The organism is Rhizorhabdus sp. P4_G6 (assembly GCF_056401045.1).
The window spans coordinates 73762-95210 of the sequence record NZ_JBFUKC010000005.1; the positions used below are offsets into that span (position 1 = coordinate 73762).

The 21449-nt window shown below is 65.3% G+C and carries 18 protein-coding genes and 1 tRNA gene; 6 read left to right on the forward strand and 13 right to left on the reverse strand.

Features of this window, described 5'->3' with window-relative positions; all coding sequences use genetic code 11:
- Nucleotides 1-10 precede the first annotated feature (10 nt).
- Nucleotides 11-1045, forward strand: coding sequence for a tyrosine-type recombinase/integrase (locus tag AC1DPF_RS07705; protein ID WP_477960560.1), 1035 nt, complete (start codon nucleotides 11-13; stop codon nucleotides 1043-1045).
- Here AC1DPF_RS07705 and AC1DPF_RS07710 read toward each other — a convergent pair whose 3' ends face one another.
- From AC1DPF_RS07710 to AC1DPF_RS07725, 4 genes are all read right to left on the reverse strand, one after another.
- Nucleotides 1046-1606, reverse strand: coding sequence for a hypothetical protein (locus AC1DPF_RS07710; protein ID WP_477960562.1), 561 nt, complete (start codon nucleotides 1604-1606; stop codon nucleotides 1046-1048).
- Between the two features lie 7 nt (nucleotides 1607-1613).
- Nucleotides 1614-1961, reverse strand: a complete 348-nt coding sequence (locus tag AC1DPF_RS07715; RefSeq protein WP_477960564.1) for a hypothetical protein — start codon at nucleotides 1959-1961, stop codon at nucleotides 1614-1616.
- Nucleotides 1936-3087, reverse strand: a complete 1152-nt coding sequence (locus tag AC1DPF_RS07720; protein ID WP_477960566.1) for a hypothetical protein — start codon at nucleotides 3085-3087, stop codon at nucleotides 1936-1938. The genes AC1DPF_RS07715 and AC1DPF_RS07720 overlap by 26 nt, the downstream gene beginning before the upstream one ends.
- Nucleotides 3088-3578: 491 nt before the next feature.
- Nucleotides 3579-3655: transfer RNA gene (locus AC1DPF_RS07725), tRNA-His, on the reverse strand.
- 148 nt (nucleotides 3656-3803) lie between these two features.
- On the opposite strand from AC1DPF_RS07725, the gene AC1DPF_RS07730 reads away from it, so the two are divergent.
- Both AC1DPF_RS07730 and AC1DPF_RS07735 read left to right on the forward strand, forming a co-directional pair.
- The gene (locus tag AC1DPF_RS07730) at nucleotides 3804-4217 is read left to right on the forward strand and encodes an RrF2 family transcriptional regulator (protein WP_477869019.1); all 414 of its coding nucleotides are present in this window, start codon (nucleotides 3804-3806) and stop codon (nucleotides 4215-4217) included.
- A gap of 218 nt (nucleotides 4218-4435) precedes the next feature.
- On the forward strand, nucleotides 4436-4669 hold the full coding sequence (locus AC1DPF_RS07735; protein ID WP_477960568.1) for a hypothetical protein: 234 nt from the start codon (nucleotides 4436-4438) through the stop codon (nucleotides 4667-4669).
- Between the two features lie 86 nt (nucleotides 4670-4755).
- On the opposite strand, the gene AC1DPF_RS07740 is transcribed toward AC1DPF_RS07735, so the two are convergent.
- The 7 genes from AC1DPF_RS07740 to AC1DPF_RS07770 all read right to left on the reverse strand — a co-directional run bounded on the left by AC1DPF_RS07740 (nucleotide 4756) and on the right by AC1DPF_RS07770 (nucleotide 12711).
- Entirely contained in the window at nucleotides 4756-5610 is an 855-nt protein-coding gene (locus AC1DPF_RS07740) for an SDR family oxidoreductase (protein WP_477869015.1), read from the reverse strand.
- A gap of 43 nt (nucleotides 5611-5653) precedes the next feature.
- Nucleotides 5654-5995 (reverse strand): antibiotic biosynthesis monooxygenase family protein, encoded by a 342-nt coding sequence (locus AC1DPF_RS07745; protein ID WP_477869013.1) that lies wholly within the window; start codon nucleotides 5993-5995, stop codon nucleotides 5654-5656.
- Between the two features lie 104 nt (nucleotides 5996-6099).
- Nucleotides 6100-8619 carry a DNA ligase D gene (gene ligD / locus AC1DPF_RS07750; protein WP_477960570.1) on the reverse strand — a complete coding sequence of 840 codons (2520 nt, stop codon included), beginning with the start codon at nucleotides 8617-8619 and terminating at the stop codon, nucleotides 6100-6102.
- A 3-nt stretch (nucleotides 8620-8622) separates the two neighbouring features.
- Nucleotides 8623-9504, reverse strand: a complete 882-nt coding sequence (gene ku / locus AC1DPF_RS07755; protein ID WP_477869009.1) for a non-homologous end joining protein Ku — start codon at nucleotides 9502-9504, stop codon at nucleotides 8623-8625.
- 136 nt (nucleotides 9505-9640) lie between these two features.
- A complete protein-coding gene (locus tag AC1DPF_RS07760; RefSeq protein ID WP_477960572.1) occupies nucleotides 9641-11239 on the reverse strand; it encodes a cisplatin damage response ATP-dependent DNA ligase in 1599 nt (532 codons plus the stop codon).
- Between the two features lie 107 nt (nucleotides 11240-11346).
- Nucleotides 11347-12339 carry a ligase-associated DNA damage response exonuclease gene (locus tag AC1DPF_RS07765; RefSeq protein WP_477960574.1) on the reverse strand — a complete coding sequence of 331 codons (993 nt, stop codon included), beginning with the start codon at nucleotides 12337-12339 and terminating at the stop codon, nucleotides 11347-11349.
- A 9-nt stretch (nucleotides 12340-12348) separates the two neighbouring features.
- A complete protein-coding gene (locus AC1DPF_RS07770; protein WP_477960575.1) occupies nucleotides 12349-12711 on the reverse strand; it encodes a hypothetical protein in 363 nt (120 codons plus the stop codon).
- Between the two features lie 125 nt (nucleotides 12712-12836).
- Between AC1DPF_RS07770 and AC1DPF_RS07775 the strand changes: the two genes are divergently transcribed.
- Nucleotides 12837-13349, forward strand: a complete 513-nt coding sequence (locus tag AC1DPF_RS07775; RefSeq protein ID WP_477869001.1) for a hemerythrin domain-containing protein — start codon at nucleotides 12837-12839, stop codon at nucleotides 13347-13349.
- Between the two features lie 182 nt (nucleotides 13350-13531).
- Nucleotides 13532-15697 (forward strand): phosphoribosylformylglycinamidine synthase subunit PurL, encoded by a 2166-nt coding sequence (gene purL / locus AC1DPF_RS07780; protein WP_477960577.1) that lies wholly within the window; start codon nucleotides 13532-13534, stop codon nucleotides 15695-15697.
- Between the two features lie 45 nt (nucleotides 15698-15742).
- Here the strand turns inward: purL and AC1DPF_RS07785 are convergent, their stop codons facing one another.
- The gene (locus AC1DPF_RS07785; protein WP_477960579.1) at nucleotides 15743-17899 is read right to left on the reverse strand and encodes a transglycosylase domain-containing protein; all 2157 of its coding nucleotides are present in this window, start codon (nucleotides 17897-17899) and stop codon (nucleotides 15743-15745) included.
- A gap of 162 nt (nucleotides 17900-18061) precedes the next feature.
- On the reverse strand, nucleotides 18062-19414 hold the full coding sequence (locus AC1DPF_RS07790) for a DUF4118 domain-containing protein (protein ID WP_477960582.1): 1353 nt from the start codon (nucleotides 19412-19414) through the stop codon (nucleotides 18062-18064).
- Between the two features lie 113 nt (nucleotides 19415-19527).
- On the opposite strand from AC1DPF_RS07790, the gene AC1DPF_RS07795 reads away from it, so the two are divergent.
- The gene (locus AC1DPF_RS07795; RefSeq protein ID WP_477868993.1) at nucleotides 19528-21444 is read left to right on the forward strand and encodes a potassium transporter Kup; all 1917 of its coding nucleotides are present in this window, start codon (nucleotides 19528-19530) and stop codon (nucleotides 21442-21444) included.
- The last annotated feature ends 5 nt before the right edge of the window (nucleotides 21445-21449 follow it).

Sequence of the window (21449 nt, forward strand, 5' to 3'; positions counted from 1 at the left end):
AGGAATATGAATGTCAGAGCGCGGCAACCCAGGAGCATATCGTCTCGGCAAGCTCACCCGCACCCGCGAAGACGGATCGAAATACTGGCATTGGTGCGTCAAATGGTCCGACGACACCGGACCGCACCGCATGTCGCTTGGCACGAACGATCGATCGGCCGCGGAGGCCGCGGCTCGTGACTTCTGGAGCCGCCGCGCAGTAGCCGCCCTGGGCACCGTCGGCGAAGTCGTCGAGGCCTATCTGCTGGCCATCGCCGGCCGCAACGGCGTCAAGCGCAAGCATGAAGCCTGGACGGCCGCCAAGCCATTCTACGCCGCCAAGCGGATCGAGAGCCTTGTATCCGATACCGACGATCAGGACGGCACCGGCAAGGATTATGCGGCGTGGCGTCAGAAGGCGGCCAACACCATGCGCAAGGAAACCGGCATCGTCATCGAGGCGCTGGGCTGGGCGAAAGACAAAGGCTTCGTCGATCGAGTGCCGAGGCTCTGGATTCCGGCCATCCCCGAAAGCGAGGTCGAGCATCTGACCAAGGCGCAGTTCCGCAAGTTCCTCGCCGGCTGCAAGGCGCCGCACGTCCGCCTCTTCGCCCAGCTCGCTATCACGACTGGCGCGCGATCGACGGCGCTGCTCGAACTGCCGTGGATCAGGGTCGACCTCGATCGCCGCATGATCAACCTCAACCCGGCGGGCCGCATCCAGAGCGAGAACAAGCGCCGCGCCAAGGTCCCGATCAACGATCGCCTGCTGCCGCTGCTCACCGAAGCCAAGGAAGCGGCCCTGACACCCTTCGTGATCGAGAGCGGCGGCGAGCGCATCAAATCGATTCGCAAGGGCTTCGAAGCCGCCAGCGAACGGTCAGGCGTCCACTGCACCCCGCACATGCTCCGCCACAGCGCCGCCGTCTGGATGGCCGAGGCCCGCACGCCCATGGAAGAGATCGCCGCCTACCTCGGCCATAAGGACACGCGGATCACGACGGCCGTCTATGCCCGCTTCAATCCGGACTACCTGCGCCGCGCTGCTCGCGCGCTGGACTGGTAGTTAGCGCCTTCGCGGCTTTTTTGGTCGGCCCAGAATGCCACTTGGTATCATTCTCTGGACATCGTGTTCGAATCGGCGGCGCAGTTCGGTCGTTACGGCCGAGATCTCACGGATTACGTCAGTCATAGCGGCACCAGCCGCTACGCGATCCAGCGGCCCATCGGCCGTAAGCGTACCGAGCCGTTTTGCAGCTCCGGTCAGCATAGGTTCGTACCTTGATTTCCAGTTGCTCCCTCCAGCGAAGGAAGAGGCATCCGCATGCTCGAAAAGTAGCACGAGGTCATCGATCGCGAACTCCAGCACAGCCAGCTGGCCCGAAATCTTCTGCTTCAATTCATCGTCGGAAGAGGCATTCGGCCGCATCAATGCGGACAGCGATTCCCTGACCTCAGCAAGCTTGTCGAGCTTCTGCTGAATAGGTCCCCGAACCTGACTCCGAAACTCTTCGAGTTGAATCGTTCCAGACCGGATTGAATTGGTCACGATCCAGTTCCGGACGCCAATTAGCGCGGAACCCAACACGCCGACCCCGGTAATAAGATCCTTCGCTTCTATCGGCACCCGCGCCTCAGAGAGCGAGCTGGCCAGGTCGGCGCGTCAGCACCGCGCGAATGCCGCGCTGGATCTGCGTGAGCACATGAGTAGGCGCATTGAACGAATAGTGACTCAAAAACCGATCAGGATCACGCTCGAAGGTTTCCAAGAGGCTTTTGGCAAACATACCCTGAAAAAATGATGGACTGATCGCGTCGACATCCGGAGGAACGGCTACGGTGATCACATCATCAGTGATATCAAGATCGTCCAGACGGTAATGAGCTCGCGCCTCAACGCCCCGCTCCTGGCCGGAGAGCGAGTGCACGCGACCATTTCCGGTCAGCTCTCTCAACTCAATCGTCGCCATCTTCTTCTCCATTGATCCTTTCCGGCGCAAACACGAACGACATCGTTACGAGTGTACCCGGAAACGGTTTCCGCAGTCTGAACGCATAAGAGGCATCCGGCGGAGCATCCGAATCGTTCGCTGCATTGAACCAAATTTGGCGCGGCGCATAGGGGTCATTGCCCGGTCGCGTACCGATTGAGTACGGACCGTGCAGTTTGAGGCAAGCATTTCCCGACACGATAGTGACCCGTGGCTCACATCCGAGTACATGGGATTCGCCCAGATCGTTGACAAGATCGAACACTTCTTGAAACCCCGTCCCCCCGCGGCCGGCAGCCGCGGACGAGGAAACGCGGGTGATGCCGTCCTGTACCGCCATGACCGTGCGTAGCACGTCCTGATCGCAAACATGGCGGTGAGCCGTCACATAACGATCAACCTCTGCGGTTACCTGCGGAGGACTCGTTCGTAGGCTTTCTGAGATCGATGCTCCAACCGACACAAAAGCGATCGAGCACTTGAAGTGTTCGTTTTCAGTGTCGGCGTCGCGCCTGGCCATGAACCCAGCCGTACTCCAGTCGCCGTCCATGGTGTGAGGATCGCTATGCCGTTCCGCATTGTCGAGGATTTCGCCAACGATATTCTTGATATTGCCGCGACCATCACCAGTCAGCTCCATATTGAGCTTCGGGTGATCCAACCAGCCATTGATCGATGCGACAAGCCCGTCGCCTACCTTCTCCCGATGTTGCGGATCTAAGTGCCGCGTCGGAGAGGTCGACGTGTTCGCAGGCCGGCGCTGGTGCAACGGGAACGCATGGATTGGATCAAAATCGTTCGCCACGAGCGGGAACTTGCGCATGCCCAAATGCCGTCGCAGGTTCACAGCCTCCAACACGCGTTGGATTTCTCGCTTGATCCGTCCCCCACTGAAGATCGGAGCTAGATGCCGCCAAACCATGGCAAGCACCAAGTACGGAGCGATATCGAGGCATTCTTCGTCCTCGAAATGCACCCGGATATCATAAGCGCCGGTTTCAGCCCTGATAAGGGCTCGTATGCAATCGAGCGTTCGATCAGGCGCGTCGAGGAACGAGAATCCTTTCAATTCTACATCGATGTCGGCACCCTGCCTTGCGCGCTGGAGTGGCCCCAACCAAAGACGCGGCCTTTCAGGATCTATGGAGTCGACCAGAAAGGAGGGTTTGCGTCGGAACGCGAGTAGTTCGACGGGTACGGTTGATCGCGGCCGATCCTTAAACTCTCGAGTTATCGATCTCACGATCGAAGCGACGTATCGCTTTGCCGCAACAGCGTCGCTTCCGGTGCGTCCGGCGCCGGCCCGCTTGCTCAGCAACGACGCTTTTCGGTGCAGGAACTCCTCGAAAACAGGATTGCCCGGTACGGCTTCTGCCGCGTCACGCCTCCTAGCGAACTCTGAGAAGTCTCTGCGCCACCGCAAAGCCTAAGACCTCAACAAGCAAAGCATATTCACGGCGGCTATAGCCTCCCCCCCGGAGCATCATCGGGGCGGTGGCTACCATTACACTTCAGCAACAATCAAGCGCCAGCAGCGCCGTTTCGGCGATGTCTGTTCAGTTGAACAGACGGCCGCCGCTTCGCACCCCACCTAAGTCATTGTAATGATGGGGCGATCGACGGGGATTGAACCCGCAACCTCCGGTACCACAAACCGGCGCTCTAACCAATTGAGCTACGATCGCCACAGGACGCCCGCAGGCATCGCCGATCCGGCGCTCCATAGGCAAAGCCCCCCGGGGACGCAAGCGGGATACGCGCGCTCGTTAACTCTACCAAAGCATTATAGATGGGGTTGCCTCGCCCGCCCGCAGGTTCCACATAGGCATCACCGTGCTGTCCCAACGAACCCGCTATGCTATTCGCGCCCTGCTCCACCTCGGGGATCATTATGGCCAGGGCCCGATCCAGCTGGCGGAGATCGCCGACCGGCAGAATATCCCGGGCAAGTTCCTGACCGTGATCCTGTCGGAAATGAAGCGGGCCGGCTTCGTCGAGACCATGCGTGGCAAGGAAGGCGGCTATTGGCTATCGCGCCCGCCGAGCGAAATCACCTATGGCGACATCGTCCGCGCGACCCGCGGATCGCTGGCGCTGGTGCCCTGTGCCGCGCGTCTCGCTTATGAGCCCTGCGATCATTGCGTCGAGGAAGCGGAGTGCCGCTTGCGCCGCGTGATGCTGTCGGTGCGCGACGAGACCGCCAACATTCTCGACCGGCTGTCGCTCGCGGAAACCGTTGCGATTTGAGCGGCGGGCGCTGTCGGACGACAGCGCAACGATCCCGGATTTCTGCGGCGCTCCGCCCGCCGAACCGGCGCTGGACGCCCCGCGCGAGCGCCCGCGTTTCACCGCTTAACCCTTCGATTCATGTCGATTTTCCGTTGACGGCCTCTTCTTCAGCGTTATGTCAGCGGCAGGAACGGCATTCGAGCCGGGCCGATATAGATGCTATGGGAGCTGCTCGAATGAACAAGTTGACCCTCGTTTTGGTTGCCGCTGGCCTGATGTCGGTTGCAGCGTGCAGCAAGCAAACTCCGGCCGAAAATGCCGTCGACAACACGGCAGCTGCACTTGAGAACCAGGCCGATGCGCTCGACGCCGCCGCGGATGCAACCTCGAACGATGCGGCTGCCGCGAACCTCGAGAACGCTGCCGACGCAGCCGAGAACGCTGCCGACGCAGTCGAAGACAAGAAGTAATCGGCCGGCTCCTCGGAGCCGCTTTTACGAACAGGATGGGCGTCCCTTCGGGGGCGCCCATTTTGTTTCGATCACGGAGCGGCCCGCTATCCGTTGACGATCGTGCCGCCATTCGGATGCAGAACCTGCCCCGACATATAGCTTGAATCCTCGCAGGCCAGGAACAGGAACGCCGGCGCCACCTCATTGGGTTGCCCAGGACGACCCATCGGCGTGCTCTCGCCGAAATGCTCGAGCTTTTCCGGGCTTGCCCCGCCGAACGGGTTGAGCGGCGTCCAGATCGGGCCGGGCGCCACCGCATTGACGCGGATGCCTTCGCCGACCAGATTTTCAGACAGCGAGCGCGTGAAGGCGGTGATGGCCCCCTTGGTGCTCGAATAGTCGAGCAGTTCGCCGCTGCCCTGATACATCGTCACCGACGTGCAATTGACGATCGTCGCCCCCTTTTTGAGGTACGGGCGCGCTGCCTGGGTCAGGAAGAACATCCCGAAGACATTCGTCTGGAAGGTGCGGCGAAGCTGCGCTTCGGTGATTCCCGTGATGTCCTTGTCGGGATGCTGCTCGCCGGCATTGTTCACCAATATGTCGAGCCGGCCCCAGCTGTCGATCACCTCGGCGACGGCGCGGTCGCAGAAATCCTTGTCGCCGATATCGCCGGCGATCCGCATCGCCCGGCGTCCTTCGCCATGGACGATCTCCTCGGTCTTGCGGGCATCCTCATGCTCGCAGAGATACAGGATCGCGATGTCAGCCCCCTCGCGTGCATAGAGCGCAGCCACCGCGCGGCCGATACCGCTGTCCGCCCCGGTGATCAGCGCCACCTTGCCATCGAGCCGGCCGGAGCCCCGGTAGCGCGGTGCCCAGTCGGGCTTGGGCTCCAGGTCGCTCTCGCGCCCGGGAAGCTGGTCCTCATGGACCATCGGCTGCTGCTGGTCGGTCATGACTCTCTCCTTTCGCGCTCAAACGAAAGGGAGAGCTGCCGGTTCAGTCCGTTGCGGGCGCAGCGCGGCGGGTGGTGAGGCGATCGCTCACGACCTCCATCCGGAAGATCGGATCGGCATCCGGCGGCACCTCGGCGACCGCATCGACGAACGCGGCGCGCGTCTCCGGCTCGTCATAGACCATCTTGAGGTCGAACGCCCTGCGCCAGGTCGCCTCGTCGGGCCACTCGGCGTAGCCGACGAACCGCCCGTCGCCGTCGCGATGCAGGCGCGAGCCATAGCTGCCGTAGATCTCGCGGATCAGGTCGGTGCCGCGCGACCAGGCGCGGACGAACTGCTCCTCCTTCCCCGGATGGACCCGCCACCAATAGACTGCCACGAACATGATCGATCCCCTTCCGAGATCGTCACCCCAGCTTAGGCTGGGGTCCATGTCTGTCGGTGAAGAGAGACATGGATCCCAGCTTCCGCTGGGATGACGGTTAGCAATTACACGTCGGGCAGCAGCTGCTCCGCCATGCCCCATCCCTTCAACGCCTTCGACGATGCGCGCGCCAGCAGCTTTCCGGCGTCGCGGATCGTGAAGGCGCTCGCCTTGTCGAAGCCGTCGAGTTCATCCCAGCTGATCGGCACCGCCACCGGCGCGCTCTCCCGTGCCCGCGCGCCATAGGCGACGACCGCGGTCGCGCCGCGCTGGTTGCGCAGGTAATCGATGAAGATGCGGCCGACCCGCTTCGCCTTGGCCATGTTGGCGACGAACCGCTCGGGCTCAGACTGCGCCAGCGCCTCGGCGAAGCGGTGGGAAAAGTCCTTCACCGCCGGCCACTCCGCCGCCGGCGTCAGCGGAACGACCACGTGCACGCCCTTGCCGCCCGACAGCATCGCGAAGCTGGCCAGCCCGATATCGGCCAACATCGATCGGATATCCTGCGCGGCCTTCTTCACATCGGCGAAGTCGAGGCCGACATCGGGATCGAGGTCGAAGATCATCCGGTCGGGCTTCTCGATATCCTCGATCCGCGATCCCCAGCCATGAAACTCGATCGTACCCATCTGCACGCAGGCGAGCAGCCCCGCGACATCCTCGACATAGAGATAATCCTCGGTGCTGCCGTCCTTCTCGCGAACCGGGATATGGTGGACATGGTCGCCGAAACTGCCGGAATCATGCTTCTGGAAGAAACATTGCTTGCCCCGCCCCTGCGGGCAGCGGACCAGGCTGATCGGCCGGCGCGCCGCCCATGGCAGGATCAGCGGCCCGATCGCCTGATAATAAGCGGCAAGATCGCCTTTCGTCGCCTTCGCCTCGGGAAAGATCACCCGGTCCGGATTGGTGATCCGGATCAGCGGCGCCTCGGCGACGGCTTCCTCGACCGGCACCGGCTCCTCGCGCGTCACCTCCTCGGCCTTCTTGTCCGATCGCAGGCCGATGAAGCTCGCATGGCGCAGCACATCGTCATGGGTGAACTCCGCAAAGGCTATCTCGGCGACCAGATCGGGCATGATCCAGTGCGCCCCGCGCGCCTCGGCACGCGGTACCGGCGCGGCGGGTGACGTCGCCTCGCGCTCCGCGAACTTCTCCGCGAGCATATCCATGCTGTCCTGGTTGAAGCCGGTGCCGACCTTGCCGGCATAGACGAGCTTGCCATCCTTATGCTGAGCCAGCAGCAGCGCGCGAAAACGGCGGCTGCTGGCGCTGCTGCTCGACCAGCCGATGATCACGAACTCCTGCCGCCGCGTGCATTTGACCTTGAGCCAGTTGTTCGTCCGTGCGCCGCGATAGGCCGCATCAGCCCGCTTCGAGATGATGCCTTCCTGGCCCGCCGTGCACATCGCTTCGAACAGCTTCTCGCCGGAACCGACGACATGATCGGCATAGTGGATCGTCGCGCTGCCGTCCGACAGCAGCCCCGCCAGCCGCGCCTTGCGCTCGACAGTGCTCAGTCCGGTGAGGTCCTCTCCATCGAACGACAGCAGGTCGAAGGCAAACAGCTCGAAGCCGCCGCCCTCGCCCTTGATCGCCTTCTGCAGGGCAGAGAAGCTTGGATTGCCCTTCTCGTCCGGACTGACGATCTCGCCATCGATCAGCGCCGGCGGCAGGTTCAGCTTCGCTACGGCCTCGGCCACCGGTGCGAATTTGTCGGTCCAGTCGAGACCCGAGCGCGTGTAGATCTTCACCTGGTCGCCCGCCGCCGCAACCAGCGCGCGATAACCGTCGAACTTGATCTCGTGGAGCCACTGGCTGCCGGCCGGAACATGGTCGACGAGCGTCGCGAGCTGGGGCTTCCGAAAGCCGGGCAATGTGCCCCCGCTGCGTTTTTGGCGGCTTCCCCTTTCGCTCGAGCGCCGGCTCACCTCCTCGCTGTGCTTGTCCGCTTCGGCCATGATCGCATCGAACGCCTTGCCGCGCTTGCCTTTCAGGCTGGTGCTGCCCTTCTTGTCGGCGGCGATCTCTGCCATCGTCCGGCCGGTCTTGACGCTGGTCAGCGCGCGCGCGACCAGGTCGTCGCTGCCGCCCGCCTCGGCATCGTCGATCTTGCGCAGCAGCCAGTTCTCGTTGCGTTCGCCGGGCTTGCCCTTCATCCGCACCAGCAGCCACTCGCCCCTCATCCGTTCGCCTTCGAGCATGAAGTGGAGATGGCCTTCGTCGAGGTCGCGCTCGCTCTTGCCTTCGATCGGCGCCCAATGGCCCTTGTCCCACAGCATGACGGTGCCGCCGCCATATTCGCCTTCGGGGATGATTCCCTCGAATTCGGCATAGGAGATCGGATGATCTTCGGTGCGGACCGCCAGCCGGCGATCCTCCGGGTTGAGGCTGGGGCCGCGCGTCACCGCCCAGCTCTTGAGCACGCCGTCCATCTCCAGCCGGAAGTCATAATGAAGCCGGGTCGCGTCATGTTTCTGGACGATGAAGCGATGCTGATTACCGCTGCCGACCTTGCCCGCCGGCTCGGCGGTGCGCTTGAAGTCGCGCTTCCGGTTATAATCGGAGAGGCTGGCGCGCGCCATCGATCAAGCCCGCTTGCGCGCCGGGGCCTTCGCGGCGGGCTTTGCCGGCGTCTTTTTCGGCGGCACCTTCCCTGCGGGCGGCTTGGCTTCCGCCGCCGCGCCGCCCACCGACTTCTTGAGCGCGGCCATCAGGTCGATGACATTACCCTTGCGGACCGGCGTGTCGCCCTCGACGTCCTCGAGGATCTTCTGGCCCTTCGCCTTGCGCTTCTTCTCGATCAGCGCCTTGAGCGCATCGACATAACGGTCGTGGAACTCGCTCGCATCGAACTTGGCGGTCTTCTTCTCGATCAGCGTCTCGGCCAGCTCGAGCAGGTCCTCGTCCGGCGTGGTATCGGGAATGTCGCGGAAATAGCCCTGCGCCTTGCGCACCTCGTCGGCATAGCGCAGCGTCTCCATCACCAGCCCGCGCCCGCACGGCTTCAGGCTCACCACATATTCGCGCCCCCGCATCGCCAGCTGGCCCAGGCCGACCTTGCGCGTGCGCCGCAGCGCCTCGCGCAGGACGATGAACGCCTCTTCGGCGAGCTCGTCGGCCGGCACCACATAATAGGGCTTCTCGAAATAGAGCACGTCGATCTCATTGGCATCGACGAACTGGATCAGGTCGAGCGTGCGCTTGCTCTCGAGCTTAACGGCATCGATCTCGTCCTGCTCGAGCAGGACGTAATTTCCCTTCGACACCTCAAAGCCCTTGACGATCTCGTCGGTGTCGACCGGTCCGAGCCCCGGCACCACCTTCTCATATTTGATCCGCTTGCCCGAAGGTTCATGAATCTGGTGGAAGGCGATCTGCGCGCTGCTGCTGGTCGCATTGTAGATCTCGACCGGTATCGAAACGAGCGCGAGGCGAATCTGCCCCTGCCAATAGGCACGCGCGGCCATGATGATTCTCCTGCGGAACGACTGATGGATTCAAACCATCAGCCCGCGGATCGTTCCCGACGACGTTGGCGCGGCCATGGCTGGCCGGCCGATCCATGCCCATTCGATGCAGGGCAGCGGGATCCCGGACACCAAGCTACACGATCATCTTACGCAGCGCCGCGATGGTGTCTGCCTCCTCGGGCGGCTTGTCCTTCCTGATCCGCGCGATCCTCGGGAAACGCATCGCCACGCCCGACTTGTGGCGCCGGCTCTCATGGATGCTGTCGAACGCCAGCTCGATCACCAATGTCTTCTCCACCTCGCGAACCGGGCCGAAGCGGTTGACGGTGTTGTTGCGCACGAAGCTGTCGAGCCATTTCAGCTCCTCGTCGGTAAAGCCCGAATAAGCCTTGGCGACCGGCAGCAGCTCGCCTTCTTCGGACCAGCAGCCGAAGGTGTAGTCCGAATAGAAGCTCGACCGCTTCCCGTGCCCGCGCTGCGCATACATCATCACGCAGTCGACGGTCAGTGGATCACGCTTCCATTTGTACCAGAGCCCGGTTCGCCGCCCCGCGACATAGGGGCTGTCGCGTCGCTTGAGCATCACCCCCTCGATCGCGGCATCGCGCGCGCCGGCGCGCGTCTCGGCCAGTGTGTCGAAATCCTGCGCGTCGATCACCGCCGAGACATCGAACCGCGCCGGATCGAGCCGCGCGGCGAAGGCTTCGAGCCGGGCACGCCGTGCGGTCCAGGGCAATCCGCGCAGATCCTCGCCACCCACGATCAGCAGGTCGTACAGCCGCACGAAGGCCGGATAGTCGGACAGCATCTTCGCGGACACGGTCTTGCGCCCCAGCCGCTGCTGCAGCGCGTTGAACGACGCCGCCGATCCACCATGCTCGGCCGCGCCCTGCGCCTCGCCCTGCACCAGCATCTCGCCGTCGAGCACCGCGTCGAGCCCTTCGGCGGCGCGGACGATATCGGGAAAGGTCGCGGTGATGTCGTCGCCGGCACGGCTGTAGAGGCGCAGCGCGCTGCCGGTACCGACGATCTGCACGCGGATGCCGTCCCATTTCCATTCGGCGGCATAGTCGACGAGATCGACCGTCCCTTCCTCGAGCGGATGGGCGAGCATGAACGGGCGGAAGAAGGGCGTGCCGCGCGGATCGGGCCGCTCGCCGCCCTGCCCCCAGGCGAACAGCTCGGCATAGGGCGGACGCAGCGCGTGCCACACCTCCTCGACGGCGTCGACATCGAGGCCGAACGCCTGCGCGAAGCCCGTCTTCGCCAGCCGCGCCGAAATTCCGACGCGCAGCCCCCCGGTCGCCAGCTTGAGCAGGGCGAAACGCCCGCTGGCATCGAGATGGTCGAGCAGCTCGCCGAGCGCGCCCGGCGCCTCGGCGCGCCCCAGTCGTGCCAGTCGGTCGACGATCGCCGCCAGCGTCAGCGAGCCGTCGTCGATCTCGGCGGGCTGGTCGATCCGCTTCGGCCAGATCAGCGCAACCGTTTCGGCAAGGTCGCCGACATAGTCGCGGCTCATCGCGAACAGCACCGGATCGACCCGCTCGCCGACGATCGCATGGATCGCGGCGCTCTTGACCACCGGCAGGCTGAGGTCGCCGGTCAGCGCCGCGAGCGCCCAGCCGCGATCGGGATCGGGCGCCTCCCGCATATAATCGGCGATCAGCGCCAGCTTGGCGTTGCGCGAGCGGGTGAAGACGAGCCCGTCGAGGAGTTGCGAGAAGGCGCGCATTTACAGGTGGCGCCGTTCGTCCCGAGCGAAGTCGAGGGAGCCGCCCGAGCGAAGCCAAGGGCTTCTCGCTACGCCTGACGCAGTTTCTCGCCTTTGACCCACCGGAATCACCCCTCGTCCTCATCCTCATAGCCGACCACTGCCAGCGCGCGCGCCCGCATCTGATGCAGGCCGCACCAGTGGACCAGCGCCTCCTCCCGCCCGTGCGTCACCCAGATCTCCGACGGCGCGACTTCCAGGATGGTCGCGGTCAGCTCGTCCCAGTCGGCATGGTCGGAGATCACCAGCGGCAGCTCGACATTCTTCTGCCGCGCCCGCTGCCGCACCCGCATCCAGCCCGACGCCATCGCCGCGATCGGATCAGGCAGCCGCCGCGACCAGCGATCGTTCAGTGCCGAAGGCGGACAGACCACGATCTTGCCGCGCAGCTGGTCGATCGACGCGGACGTTGCCGGATAGAGCTCCCCCAGCTCGACGCCGAAGTCACGGTACAGATCGCACATCCGTTCCAGCGCGCCATGGATGTAGATCGGATCGCCATGGCCATGCGCGCGCAGTTCGGCGATCACCCGTTGCGCCTTGCCCAGCGCATAGGCACCGACCAGCACGCAGCGATCCGGCGTGGCATGGAGCGCGCCGAGCAGCCGGTCGATCTCCTGCCCGATCGCGGGATGGCGGAACACCGGCAGGCCGAAAGTCGCCTCGGTGATGAAGATGTCGCAGGGCACCGGTTCGAACGGGACGCAGGTCGGATCGGCGCGGCGCTTATAGTCGCCGGTGACGACCACCCGCTCGCCGGCATGTTCGAGCATGATCTGCGCCGAGCCGAGCACATGGCCCGCGGGCACATAGGCGATATCGACGCCGCCGAGCCGGACGCTCTCGCCCAGCGCCACCGGCGTTCCCGCACTGGTGCCGTAGCGCAACGCCATGATCGCCAACGTCTCCGGCGTCGCCCAGCTCATCGCGTGTCCGCCGCGGGCATGATCGGCATGGCCATGGGTGATCAGCGCGCGGTCGACCGGCACGGTGGGGTCGATCCAGGCGTCGGCCGGCCGCACATAAATCCCCTGCGCGAAAGCTTCGATCCAATGGGCCAAAGCCGGCGCTCAGCCGTTCCGCTTGAGCGCGTGCGCGCCGAGATAGTCCATCGCCGCGACGCCGGCGACGATGCCGAGCGCCAGGAACGCCATCTTGCGCTTCGGATTGGCCGGCGCCGCGATATAGCCGAGCGCGGCCAGGTCGAAGATGTCGCCCGCCAGCCGCCATTGCACGGGCGATGCGCTGCCGGGTGCGATCAGCCCCGCTACGCCGGTCGCCACTTCGCGCATGCCCACCACCTGGAACAGCCGGCCGCCCATCTCCTCGCCGGCGCCGATCCCCCGCCCCAACCGCTTGCCGAGCAGCATGTCGGCGATGCCGAAGGCCAGGCTGGCTGCCCCGATCGCCCGGCCGATAGTCTCCCTGTTCATCCCGTCCTCTCCGCTCGCCGCATCTCTCTCCCTGCTCAACGCAGCGGAGGCAATCCGGCTCCGCCGTGGCACTTCTCGCCAATACCGTGCGTTAAGCCACGGTCACGCAACAGGAGTTCATCACCATGGCGCAACCCGAGTTCACCGATGCCATCGCACTGCTCAAAGCCGATCACCGCACCGTCGAGGAGCTGTTCGAAAAGTTCGAGAAAGCCAGCAGTTCCTCGTCCAAGCAGAAGCTCTGCCACCAGATCTGCGTCGAGCTGAAGATTCACGCCATGATTGAGGAGGAGATCTTCTATCCGGCGCTGCGCGGCAAGATCGAGGATGACACGCTGGACGAGGCCTATGTCGAGCATGACGGCGCGAAGATCCTGATCAACGACCTGGAGAGCGCGGGCCCGGACGCCGAGTTCTACGACGCCAAGGTCACGGTGCTGTCCGAGGAGATCAAGCACCACGTCAAGGAAGAGGAAGCTGCCAAGGAGGGCATGTTCGTCCAGGCACGCCAGGCCGACGTCGACCTCGTCGCGCTCCGCGACCAGCTGCTCGCCCGCAAGAAGGAGCTGATGGCGCAGGAAAAGACCGGCGGCCTCCCGCTCGCGGTGCCAAGCGCGGTGAATCTCGTCACCGCTTGAAGACCCTCTCCCGCCTGGGGAGAGGGAGGGGCCCGCTGCCGAAGGTAGTGGGAGGGTGAGGGCACGAGGCGGCAGATCGATCCGTCGACAAGCTGTCCAGCGTGCCTCGCCCGCCCTCTCCCCGCACGGGAGAGGGAAATGGGGGATAGGCGCGGCCGCTCCAAGTCGCTATCGGCTCGCGCATGACCGAGATCACGCCAGCAATCGTCGCCGAGCACGGCCTGTCCATCGAGGAATATGAGCGCATCCTGCGCGCGCTGGGGCGGGCGCCGAACCTCACCGAACTGGGCATCTTCTCGGTGATGTGGTCCGAGCATTGCAGCTACAAGTCGAGTCGGATCCACCTCAAGAAGCTTCCGACCACCGGCCCGCAGGTGATCTGCGGCCCCGGCGAGAATGCCGGCGTGGTCGATATCGGCGACGGCCAGGCCGCCATCTTCAAGATGGAGAGCCATAACCACCCCTCCTATATCGAGCCCTATCAGGGGGCCGCGACCGGCGTCGGCGGCATATTGCGCGACGTGTTCACCATGGGCGCGCGGCCGATCGCCAATCTCAATGCGCTGCGCTTCGGCCGGCCCGATCATCCCAAGATGCGCCACCTGATCGCGGGCGTCGTCCACGGTATCGGCGGCTATGGCAATTGCGTCGGCGTGCCCACCGTCGGCGGCGAGGTCAATTTCCACCGGGCCTATGACGGCAACATCCTCGTCAACGCCATGACGGTCGGCGTCGCCGAGACCGACAAGATCTTCTATTCGGCCGCTTCGGGCATCGGCAACCCGATCGTCTATGTCGGCTCGAAGACCGGCCGCGACGGCATCCACGGCGCGACCATGGCCTCGGCCGACTTCTCCGAGGATTCGGAGGAGAAGCGCCCCACCGTCCAGGTCGGCGATCCCTTCACCGAAAAGCTGCTGATCGAGGCCTGCCTCGAGCTGATGGCGACCGATGTGATCGTCGCGATCCAGGACATGGGCGCCGCCGGCCTCACCTCCTCCTCTGTCGAGATGGCCTCGAAGGGCGGGGTCGGCATCGAGCTCGACATGAACGCCGTCCCCTGCCGCGAAACCGGCATGACGCCCTATGAGATGATGCTGTCCGAATCGCAGGAACGCATGCTGATGGTGCTCAAGCCCGGCCGCGAGGCCGAGGCCGAGGCGATCTTCCACAAATGGGAGCTCGATTTCGCGGTGATCGGCCGCGTCACCGATACCGGCCGCATGGTGCTGCGCTTCGACGGCGATGTCGTCTGCGACATCCCGCTCGGCCCGCTGGCTGACGAGGCGCCGCTCTACGATCGCCCCTGGGTCCCGACCCGCGCCCCCAAGCCGCTCGGCGCCGTCGCGCCCAAGGGGACCATCGGCGAGAACCTGATCGCGCTGATGGGTTCGCCCGATCTCGCCAGCCGTCGCTGGATCTGGGAGCAATATGACCACATGGTCGGCGCCGACACCATCCAGCGCCCGGGCGGCGACGCCGCAGTGGTCCGCGTCCACGGCACGAACAAGGGCATCGCGGTCAGCACCGATTGCACCCCGCGCTATGTCTTCGCCGATCCGGTGATGGGCGGCGCGCAGGCGATCGCCGAATGCTGGCGCAACATCACCGCGGTCGGCGCCAAGCCGCTCGCGACCACCGACTGCATGAACTTCGGCAACCCGCAGCGGCCCGAGATCATGGGTCAGTTCGTCGGCGCGATCGAGGGCATGGCCAAAGCCTGCCTGGCGCTCGACTTCCCGATCGTGTCGGGCAATGTCAGCCTCTACAACGAGACCAAGAACGACGACGGCACCGGCAGCGCGATCCTGCCCACCCCGGCGATCGGCGGCATCGGCCTGCTCGCCGATGTCGACCGGATGGCGACGATCGCGTTCAAGGCCGCCGGCGAGCATATCGTCCTGATCGGCGAGACCGGCGACCATCTCGGCCAGTCGCTGTGGCTGCGCTATATCGCCGGCCGCGAGGAAGGGCCGCCGCCGCCGGTCGACCTCGAGCTGGAAAAGCGCAACGGCGATTTCGTGCGCGAGCTGATCCTCGACGACCGGGTCAGCGCGGTCCACGACATCGCCGATGGCGGCCTGCTCGTCGCCATCGCGGAGATGGCGCTGGCCGGTGGCATCGGCGCCGAGATCGAGCCGCTCGGCCACGCCGCCGCCTTCGGCGAAGACCAGGCCCGTTACGTGGTCACCACCCGCAACTCGGACGCCGTCCTCGCCGCCGCGCTCACTGCGGGCGTCACCGCGCGCCGCCTCGGCACCACCGGTGGCGACAGGCTGGCCGGCGTCGCCCTCGGCGCGCTGCGCACCACCCACGAGGCCTTCTTCCCGGAACTGATGACGCAGTAAGCGGCTGGGGCGAGCGGCCGCGAACCGCGATGCCGGTCGCCCAGCCTATTCCTCGCCCTCCTCGAGGAACACGCCCTCGCGCTCCGCCTTGCGCCGCCGTAGCTCCTCCAGCCGCGCGCGGCGCTGCTCGCGCGCGACCTCCTGGGCAGCGGTGTCGGCATCGGAATCCGCCCCGTCGGGCCGGGCGTCATGGTCGCCGCGCAGGAAGTCGGGCAATATCCCCTCGATGAAGCGCCCGATCGGCGAACCGTCGCGCAGCTCGTCCTCCGCCTCGGCCGCCTCGAGCTCGGCGAGCTCGCGCTCCTCCGCCGCCACGCGCATCGCCGCCTGCCGCTGCTCGATCGCCGCCATCAGCATCGGCGGCAGGTCCAGGTCGCTCGCGCGCAGCCTGGCCGCGCCCATGAACCGCGCCCAGATCGCCGCGGGCAGGCTCCCGCCCGTCACCCCGCGCATCGGCGTGTCGTCGTCATTGCCGACCCACACCCCGGTGATCAGCCCGCCCGCGAAACCGACGAACAGCGCATCGCGATGGTTCTGGGTCGTCCCGGTCTTGCCGAAGGTCGGGATGCCCAGCGCCGCGCCGCGTCCGGTGCCCTGGTTGGTCGCGGTCCACAGCAGGTCGAGCATCGCCTCGCGCACGCGCGGATCGATCGCCTGCCCGCTCGCGGCGGATGCGTGCGCCAGCCCGCTGGCCTTCACTGGATACCGCCCGCTGGCCACCGCGGCATAGGCCGATGTCAGCTCGATCAGGGTCATGCCCGAGGTGCCCAGCGCCATCGACGGCCCCGGCGTGATCGGCGCGGTGATGCCGAGCCGCTTCGCGGTGTTGGCAACATTGCTCAGCCCCACCCTCTCGGCGACCCGCACCGCGGCGACATTGCTTGATTGCGCGAAGGCGCTGCGCAGCGTGGTCGGCCCGCCATAGCGGCCGCCATAGTTGCGCGGGCTCCAGCCATCGATCGTCAGCGGCGAATTCTCGACCAGCGTGTCGGGCGTCTCGCCATTCTCGAGCGCGGTCAGGTAGACCGCCAGCTTGAACGCCGATCCCGGCTGGCGCTGCGCCTGCGTCGCGCGGTTATAGGGGCTCGACTTGTAGCTGCGCCCGCCGATCATCGCGACCACCCGGCCATCGGGCCGCATCGCCACCAGCGCCGCCTGGCTCGCCTGTACGCCGTCGCCATAGCCGGTCAGCACCGATGTCACCGCCTTGATCGCCGCCTGCTGCAGCTCGCGGTCGAGCGTGGTGCGGACGGTCAGCTGACCGCCCTGCCCGCCGGCGCCGCCCTCCTCTGCCGCCGCCTCGACCTGCGGCGCGACCCAGTCGACGAAATAGGTGCCGCCCGGCAGTTCGTCGGGCGCGATCCGCGGCACCGCGAGCCGCACGCCCGCCGCCTCGCTCGCGGGGATCATCTTCTCCTGCGCCATCGCCGCGATCACCAGCCGCGATCGCGCCTGCGCTGCCTTCAGGTTCACCGTCGGGTTGAGCCGGCTCGGCGCCTTCACCATCCCCGCCAGCATCGCCGCCTCGCCGACGCTCAGCGTCTCCGGCCTCTTCTGGAAATAATGCCGCGCGGCGGCGCGCAGACCATAGACGCCGTCCCCGAAATAGATCGTCGACAGGTAGCGCGACAGGATCTCGTCCTTGCTCAGCCAGGCATCGAGCCACAGCGCCAGCACCGCCTCCTGCACCTTGCGCGCGATCTTCCGGTCGGACGAGAGGAAGGCGGTCTTGGCGAGCTGCTGCGTGATCGTCGAGCCGCCCTCGACCGTCTCGCCGGCCCGGAAATTATGCCAGAAGGCCCGCGTCAGCCCGCGCGGATCGATGCCGATATGCTCGGCGAACCGCCGATCCTCGATCGCGATGAACGCCCCGCGCACCGGCAGCGGCAGGGTCGCGGCATCGACCGGCGCCTCCCCCGCGCCGCGCCGCGCGATCGGCGTGCCGTCGGCAGCGAGATAGACGAAGCTCGGCTTCTGCGGCGGCTGCATCGCCCCCCAGGGCGGAGCGACCCAGGTCGCCCACAGCATCGCGACCGCGACAAGCCCGAGCACGGCAAGGCCGGCCCATGCGGCGATCCGCCGCCACGACGGCCGACGACGCCACCAGCCCGGCCGCGCCACGCCCGCCGCCGCCTCACTATCGGGAGCGGTTTCCACGGCAGCCGCCACCGGCAAGCGCCAGGCCGCCAGAAGCCGCTTCAATCTGATCCGCAAGCCACCCATCGATTATGCCGAACCCATAGCGACGGAGAGCTTTCCGCACGTTGAACCAGCGCTCATAGGTGGATCGGGTGGAAGGGGCAAAGCCTGCCGCGCGGGAAGCTGTCGCGGCCCTGCTTCCTTTCGGCTCTTTTTGAGAGCAGGCTAGGAATCCTTTTTCCCGACAAGGAGCCGGTAACCGACGGCGGGCTCGTTCAGTATGAGCTCGGGCTCGGCCGGATCATGTTCCAGCTTCTGGCGCAATGAGCGGACCGCTACCCGCAGATAGTCGATCTGCTTTTCCTGCGCCGGCCCCCAAACCGTGCGCAACAGATGTCCATGCGTGAGCACACGTCCAGGATGCCGGGCCAGCTCGGCCAGCACCGCATATTCCTTCGGCGTAAGATGCACTTCAACGCCATCGCGAACGACCGAGCGATGAAAGAGATCGATGCTCACAGGGCCGACCTCGATCGGTTTGCGGTCCGATCCAGGGCTCAGCTCGACTAGATTGTCGATATAGCGTTCGAGCTTCACGGTCTCCGCCGCGACGCTCGATATGAGTGCCTTGTCACCGGTGCCCTCGCGCTTGAGCGCCTTTGCCGCGGCCGAAATCGCCGTTAGCCCCGGCTTGACCTTATCCCCGATCGACGCGAGCAGAGCGGACCGCAAGCGATCCTGTTCGCGCACCGCGCCCAGCACGCGCATCTCCTGTTCGAGCCGCGCCCGCTCCAGCGCGAGGGCGATCTGGTCGACCAGATTCTCGAGCAGCGGCAGCCGATCCTTCGCGATCGGAGCGACGCCGTCGTTCCTGGCCAGGCCGACCGCAGCGATGACGGCATCCGGCGCCATGACGGCCCGGAAGTGCCAGTCCGCCAGATCCATGCGGCGCACGCCGCGCCCGGCCGCCTCGCCGGTCGTGAGCGTCAAGGCCGCAGCGGCGAAATCACTGGGCGCGAATATCGGCGTGGCCGGCATGGCGGCGATGATCTTTGGTGCATCGGCGCCCGTCAGCAGCGCCGCGTTGCAATCGAACAGCGTCGACAATTCGCGCACCGTCACCCTGGCGATATCCTCCTGGTCGGCGCAGGACAGCAGCTGCCGCGCGAAACCGGCGATGGTGGCGTTACGCGCGGCATGGCTGGCCGCGAGCTGTGCCTGGACCCGCAGCGAACTGGCCAGGTGGCTGGTCACGACGGCAATGAGGAACAGCATCACCACGGTCACCACGTCCGCAGGACTGTGGATGAACAGCGTTCGATAAGGCGCCGTGAAAAAATAATTGAAGGTCAGCGTCGAAGCGGCGGCCGCGGCCAGCGCGGGCCACAGGCCGCAATAGATCGCCGCGGCGAGCACGGCGGGGAGATAGAGCAACACGACCGGGGCGTTGCCCCAGCGCGGCGCTATGACGAGGCCAAGTCCTGTCGCGCCCGCGACGAGCAGCAGCGCGCCTGCATAGGCCAGCACGCCTGACGTCAAACCGCGCGGTCCGTCGCTGGAAACAAGGTTCATGCTCATGGACTGAAGATCGTTGCCATGCTCCCCGCCGTCGAGAGGGAATCGACGTTTCCGTGGCTTCACCACCGCAATCCACATGGAATCTTTATGCGGTCACAGCGCAGATCATGGGCATGTCCACGATCGCACAAACTCGCAATTCCGCCCTGGATGGCGAAATCGCGGCCCACGCCGCCGGCCCCAAGGCCGCACTGACCCTCAGTGCGCTCGGAGTCGTATTCGGCGACATCGGCACCAGCCCGCTTTACGCGCTTCAGGCAACGCTCGATCCGCGTTACCATCTCGGCGTGAACGTGACCGATCTCTATGGGATCATCAGCCTGATCTTCTGGTCTTTCATCCTTGTCGTCACGATCAAATATGTCTTCATCGTCATGCGCTGCGACAATCGCGGAGAGGGCGGGAGCCTTGCGCTCTTCGCCCTGATCAACCGGCAATTGGGGGCGGCCGCGCCGCGCCGCTGGCTCCTGATCGGTGCGCTGTTCGCGACGGCGCTGTTCTATGCCGACGCCATGCTGACGCCGGCGATCTCGGTCATCTCGGCAGTCGAGGGGCTCGGCATCGTCAGCAACAGTTTCGAGCCCCATATCGTGTGGATCGGGCTGGCGATCCTGATCGGCCTGTTCGCGATCCAGCGGCATGGCACCGAGCGCGTGGGCAAGCTGTTCGGCCCGATCATGCTGCTGTATTTCATTGTGATCGCCGCGATGGGCGCGGTGCACATCAGTGCCTACCCGCAGGTGCTCCGGGCGCTCAGCCCCGTGTACATCTGGGGGTTCTTCGCGGCTCACCCGTTCTACGCGTTCCTGTCGCTGGGCGCGGTCATCTACGCCGTCACGGGCGCGGAAGCGCTTTATGCGGACATGGGTCATTTCGGACGCAGGCCGATCACCGCCGCCTGGCTCTTTATCGTCATTCCCGCACTGATGCTGAATTATATGGGCCAGGCAGCGATGCTCCTTCAGCATCCGGAATTTGCCGACAATCCGTTCTTCCATATGGTCCCGGCCTCGCTGACGATCCCCCTGCTGGTGATCGCGACGCTCGCGACCATCATCGCCAGCCAAGCCGTCATCTCCGGTGCTTTCTCGGTGACCCAGCAGGCGATCCAGCTCGGTTTCCTGCCCAGGATGCGGATCGCGCACACCTCCTCGCGGGCGAAAGGGCAAATCTATGTGCCGGCGGTCAACTGGGCGCTCGCGGCGATGGTCGCGCTACTGGTCGTCACGTTCCGCCATTCGGCCGCCATGCTGCCGGCCTATGGGCTCGCGGTCGTCGGCACGATGCTGATCACCACCCTGATGCAATATGTCGTCGTGTTCCGCATATGGAAGGCGCCGCTCTGGCGCGGCGCGATCGGCTTCGCCACATTCATCACCATCGACGTGATCTTCCTCGCATCGGGAGTGGCCAAGCTGTTCGAAGGCGCGTGGTTCCCGATCCTGGTCGGCTCGCTGATATTCATTCTGCTCAGCACCTGGGCCTCGGGACGCCGGCTGATGCGCGAAAGGCTGGCGGAAGACGCGCTGCCGCTGCCCGTATTCGTCAGGTCGGCGGCCAGCTCGGCCCACCGCGTCCGCGGAACGGCGGTGTTCCTGTCGGCGTCGGCCGAAGCCATCCCTGCCGCGCTGCTGCACAATCTGAAGCACAACCAGGTGTTGCACGAGCGCGTGCTGATCCTGACCGTGCAGGTCGACGAAACACCTTATGTGGAGACCGGTCGGCGGTTCGAGACCTCCTCCGTCGGGGACGGGTTCTACCGCGTGATACTGCATTACGGCTTCATGGAGGAGGTCGATATCCCGCGCGAGCTTGCCGACCTGAAAACGATCGGTGAGCCGTTCGCGATGATGAGCACCAGCTTCTTCCTCAGTCGACAGAAGCTGATAGCCTCGAAGGATCAGCCGGGCATGGCGCTGTGGCGCGAACGACTGTTTGCCGGAATGACCAGGAGTTCGGAAAGCGCGATGGAATATTTCAAGCTGCCGACCAACCGGGTGGTGGAGCTGGGCAGCCAGCTCAAGATTTAGGTCAG

Bases quoted from the DNA above. Each gene is read 5' to 3' on its own strand.
- AC1DPF_RS07705 (WP_477960560.1), top strand. From the start codon at position 11: ATGTCAGAGCGCGGCAACCCAGGAGCATATCGTCTCGGCAAGCTCACC.
- AC1DPF_RS07715 (WP_477960564.1), bottom strand. From the start codon at position 1,961: ATGGAGAAGAAGATGGCGACGATTGAGTTGAGAGAGCTGACCGGAAAT.
- AC1DPF_RS07735 (WP_477960568.1), top strand. From the start codon at position 4,436: ATGAACAAGTTGACCCTCGTTTTGGTTGCCGCTGGCCTGATGTCGGTT.
- AC1DPF_RS07740 (WP_477869015.1), bottom strand. From the start codon at position 5,610: ATGACCGACCAGCAGCAGCCGATGGTCCATGAGGACCAGCTTCCCGGG.
- AC1DPF_RS07745 (WP_477869013.1), bottom strand. From the start codon at position 5,995: ATGTTCGTGGCAGTCTATTGGTGGCGGGTCCATCCGGGGAAGGAGGAG.
- ligD (WP_477960570.1), bottom strand. From the start codon at position 8,619: ATGGCGCGCGCCAGCCTCTCCGATTATAACCGGAAGCGCGACTTCAAG.
- ku (WP_477869009.1), bottom strand. From the start codon at position 9,504: ATGGCCGCGCGTGCCTATTGGCAGGGGCAGATTCGCCTCGCGCTCGTT.
- AC1DPF_RS07760 (WP_477960572.1), bottom strand. From the start codon at position 11,239: ATGCGCGCCTTCTCGCAACTCCTCGACGGGCTCGTCTTCACCCGCTCG.
- AC1DPF_RS07770 (WP_477960575.1), bottom strand. From the start codon at position 12,711: ATGAACAGGGAGACTATCGGCCGGGCGATCGGGGCAGCCAGCCTGGCC.
- AC1DPF_RS07775 (WP_477869001.1), top strand. From the start codon at position 12,837: ATGGCGCAACCCGAGTTCACCGATGCCATCGCACTGCTCAAAGCCGAT.
- purL (WP_477960577.1), top strand. From the start codon at position 13,532: ATGACCGAGATCACGCCAGCAATCGTCGCCGAGCACGGCCTGTCCATC.
- AC1DPF_RS07790 (WP_477960582.1), bottom strand. From the start codon at position 19,414: ATGAGCATGAACCTTGTTTCCAGCGACGGACCGCGCGGTTTGACGTCA.
- AC1DPF_RS07795 (WP_477868993.1), top strand. From the start codon at position 19,528: ATGTCCACGATCGCACAAACTCGCAATTCCGCCCTGGATGGCGAAATC.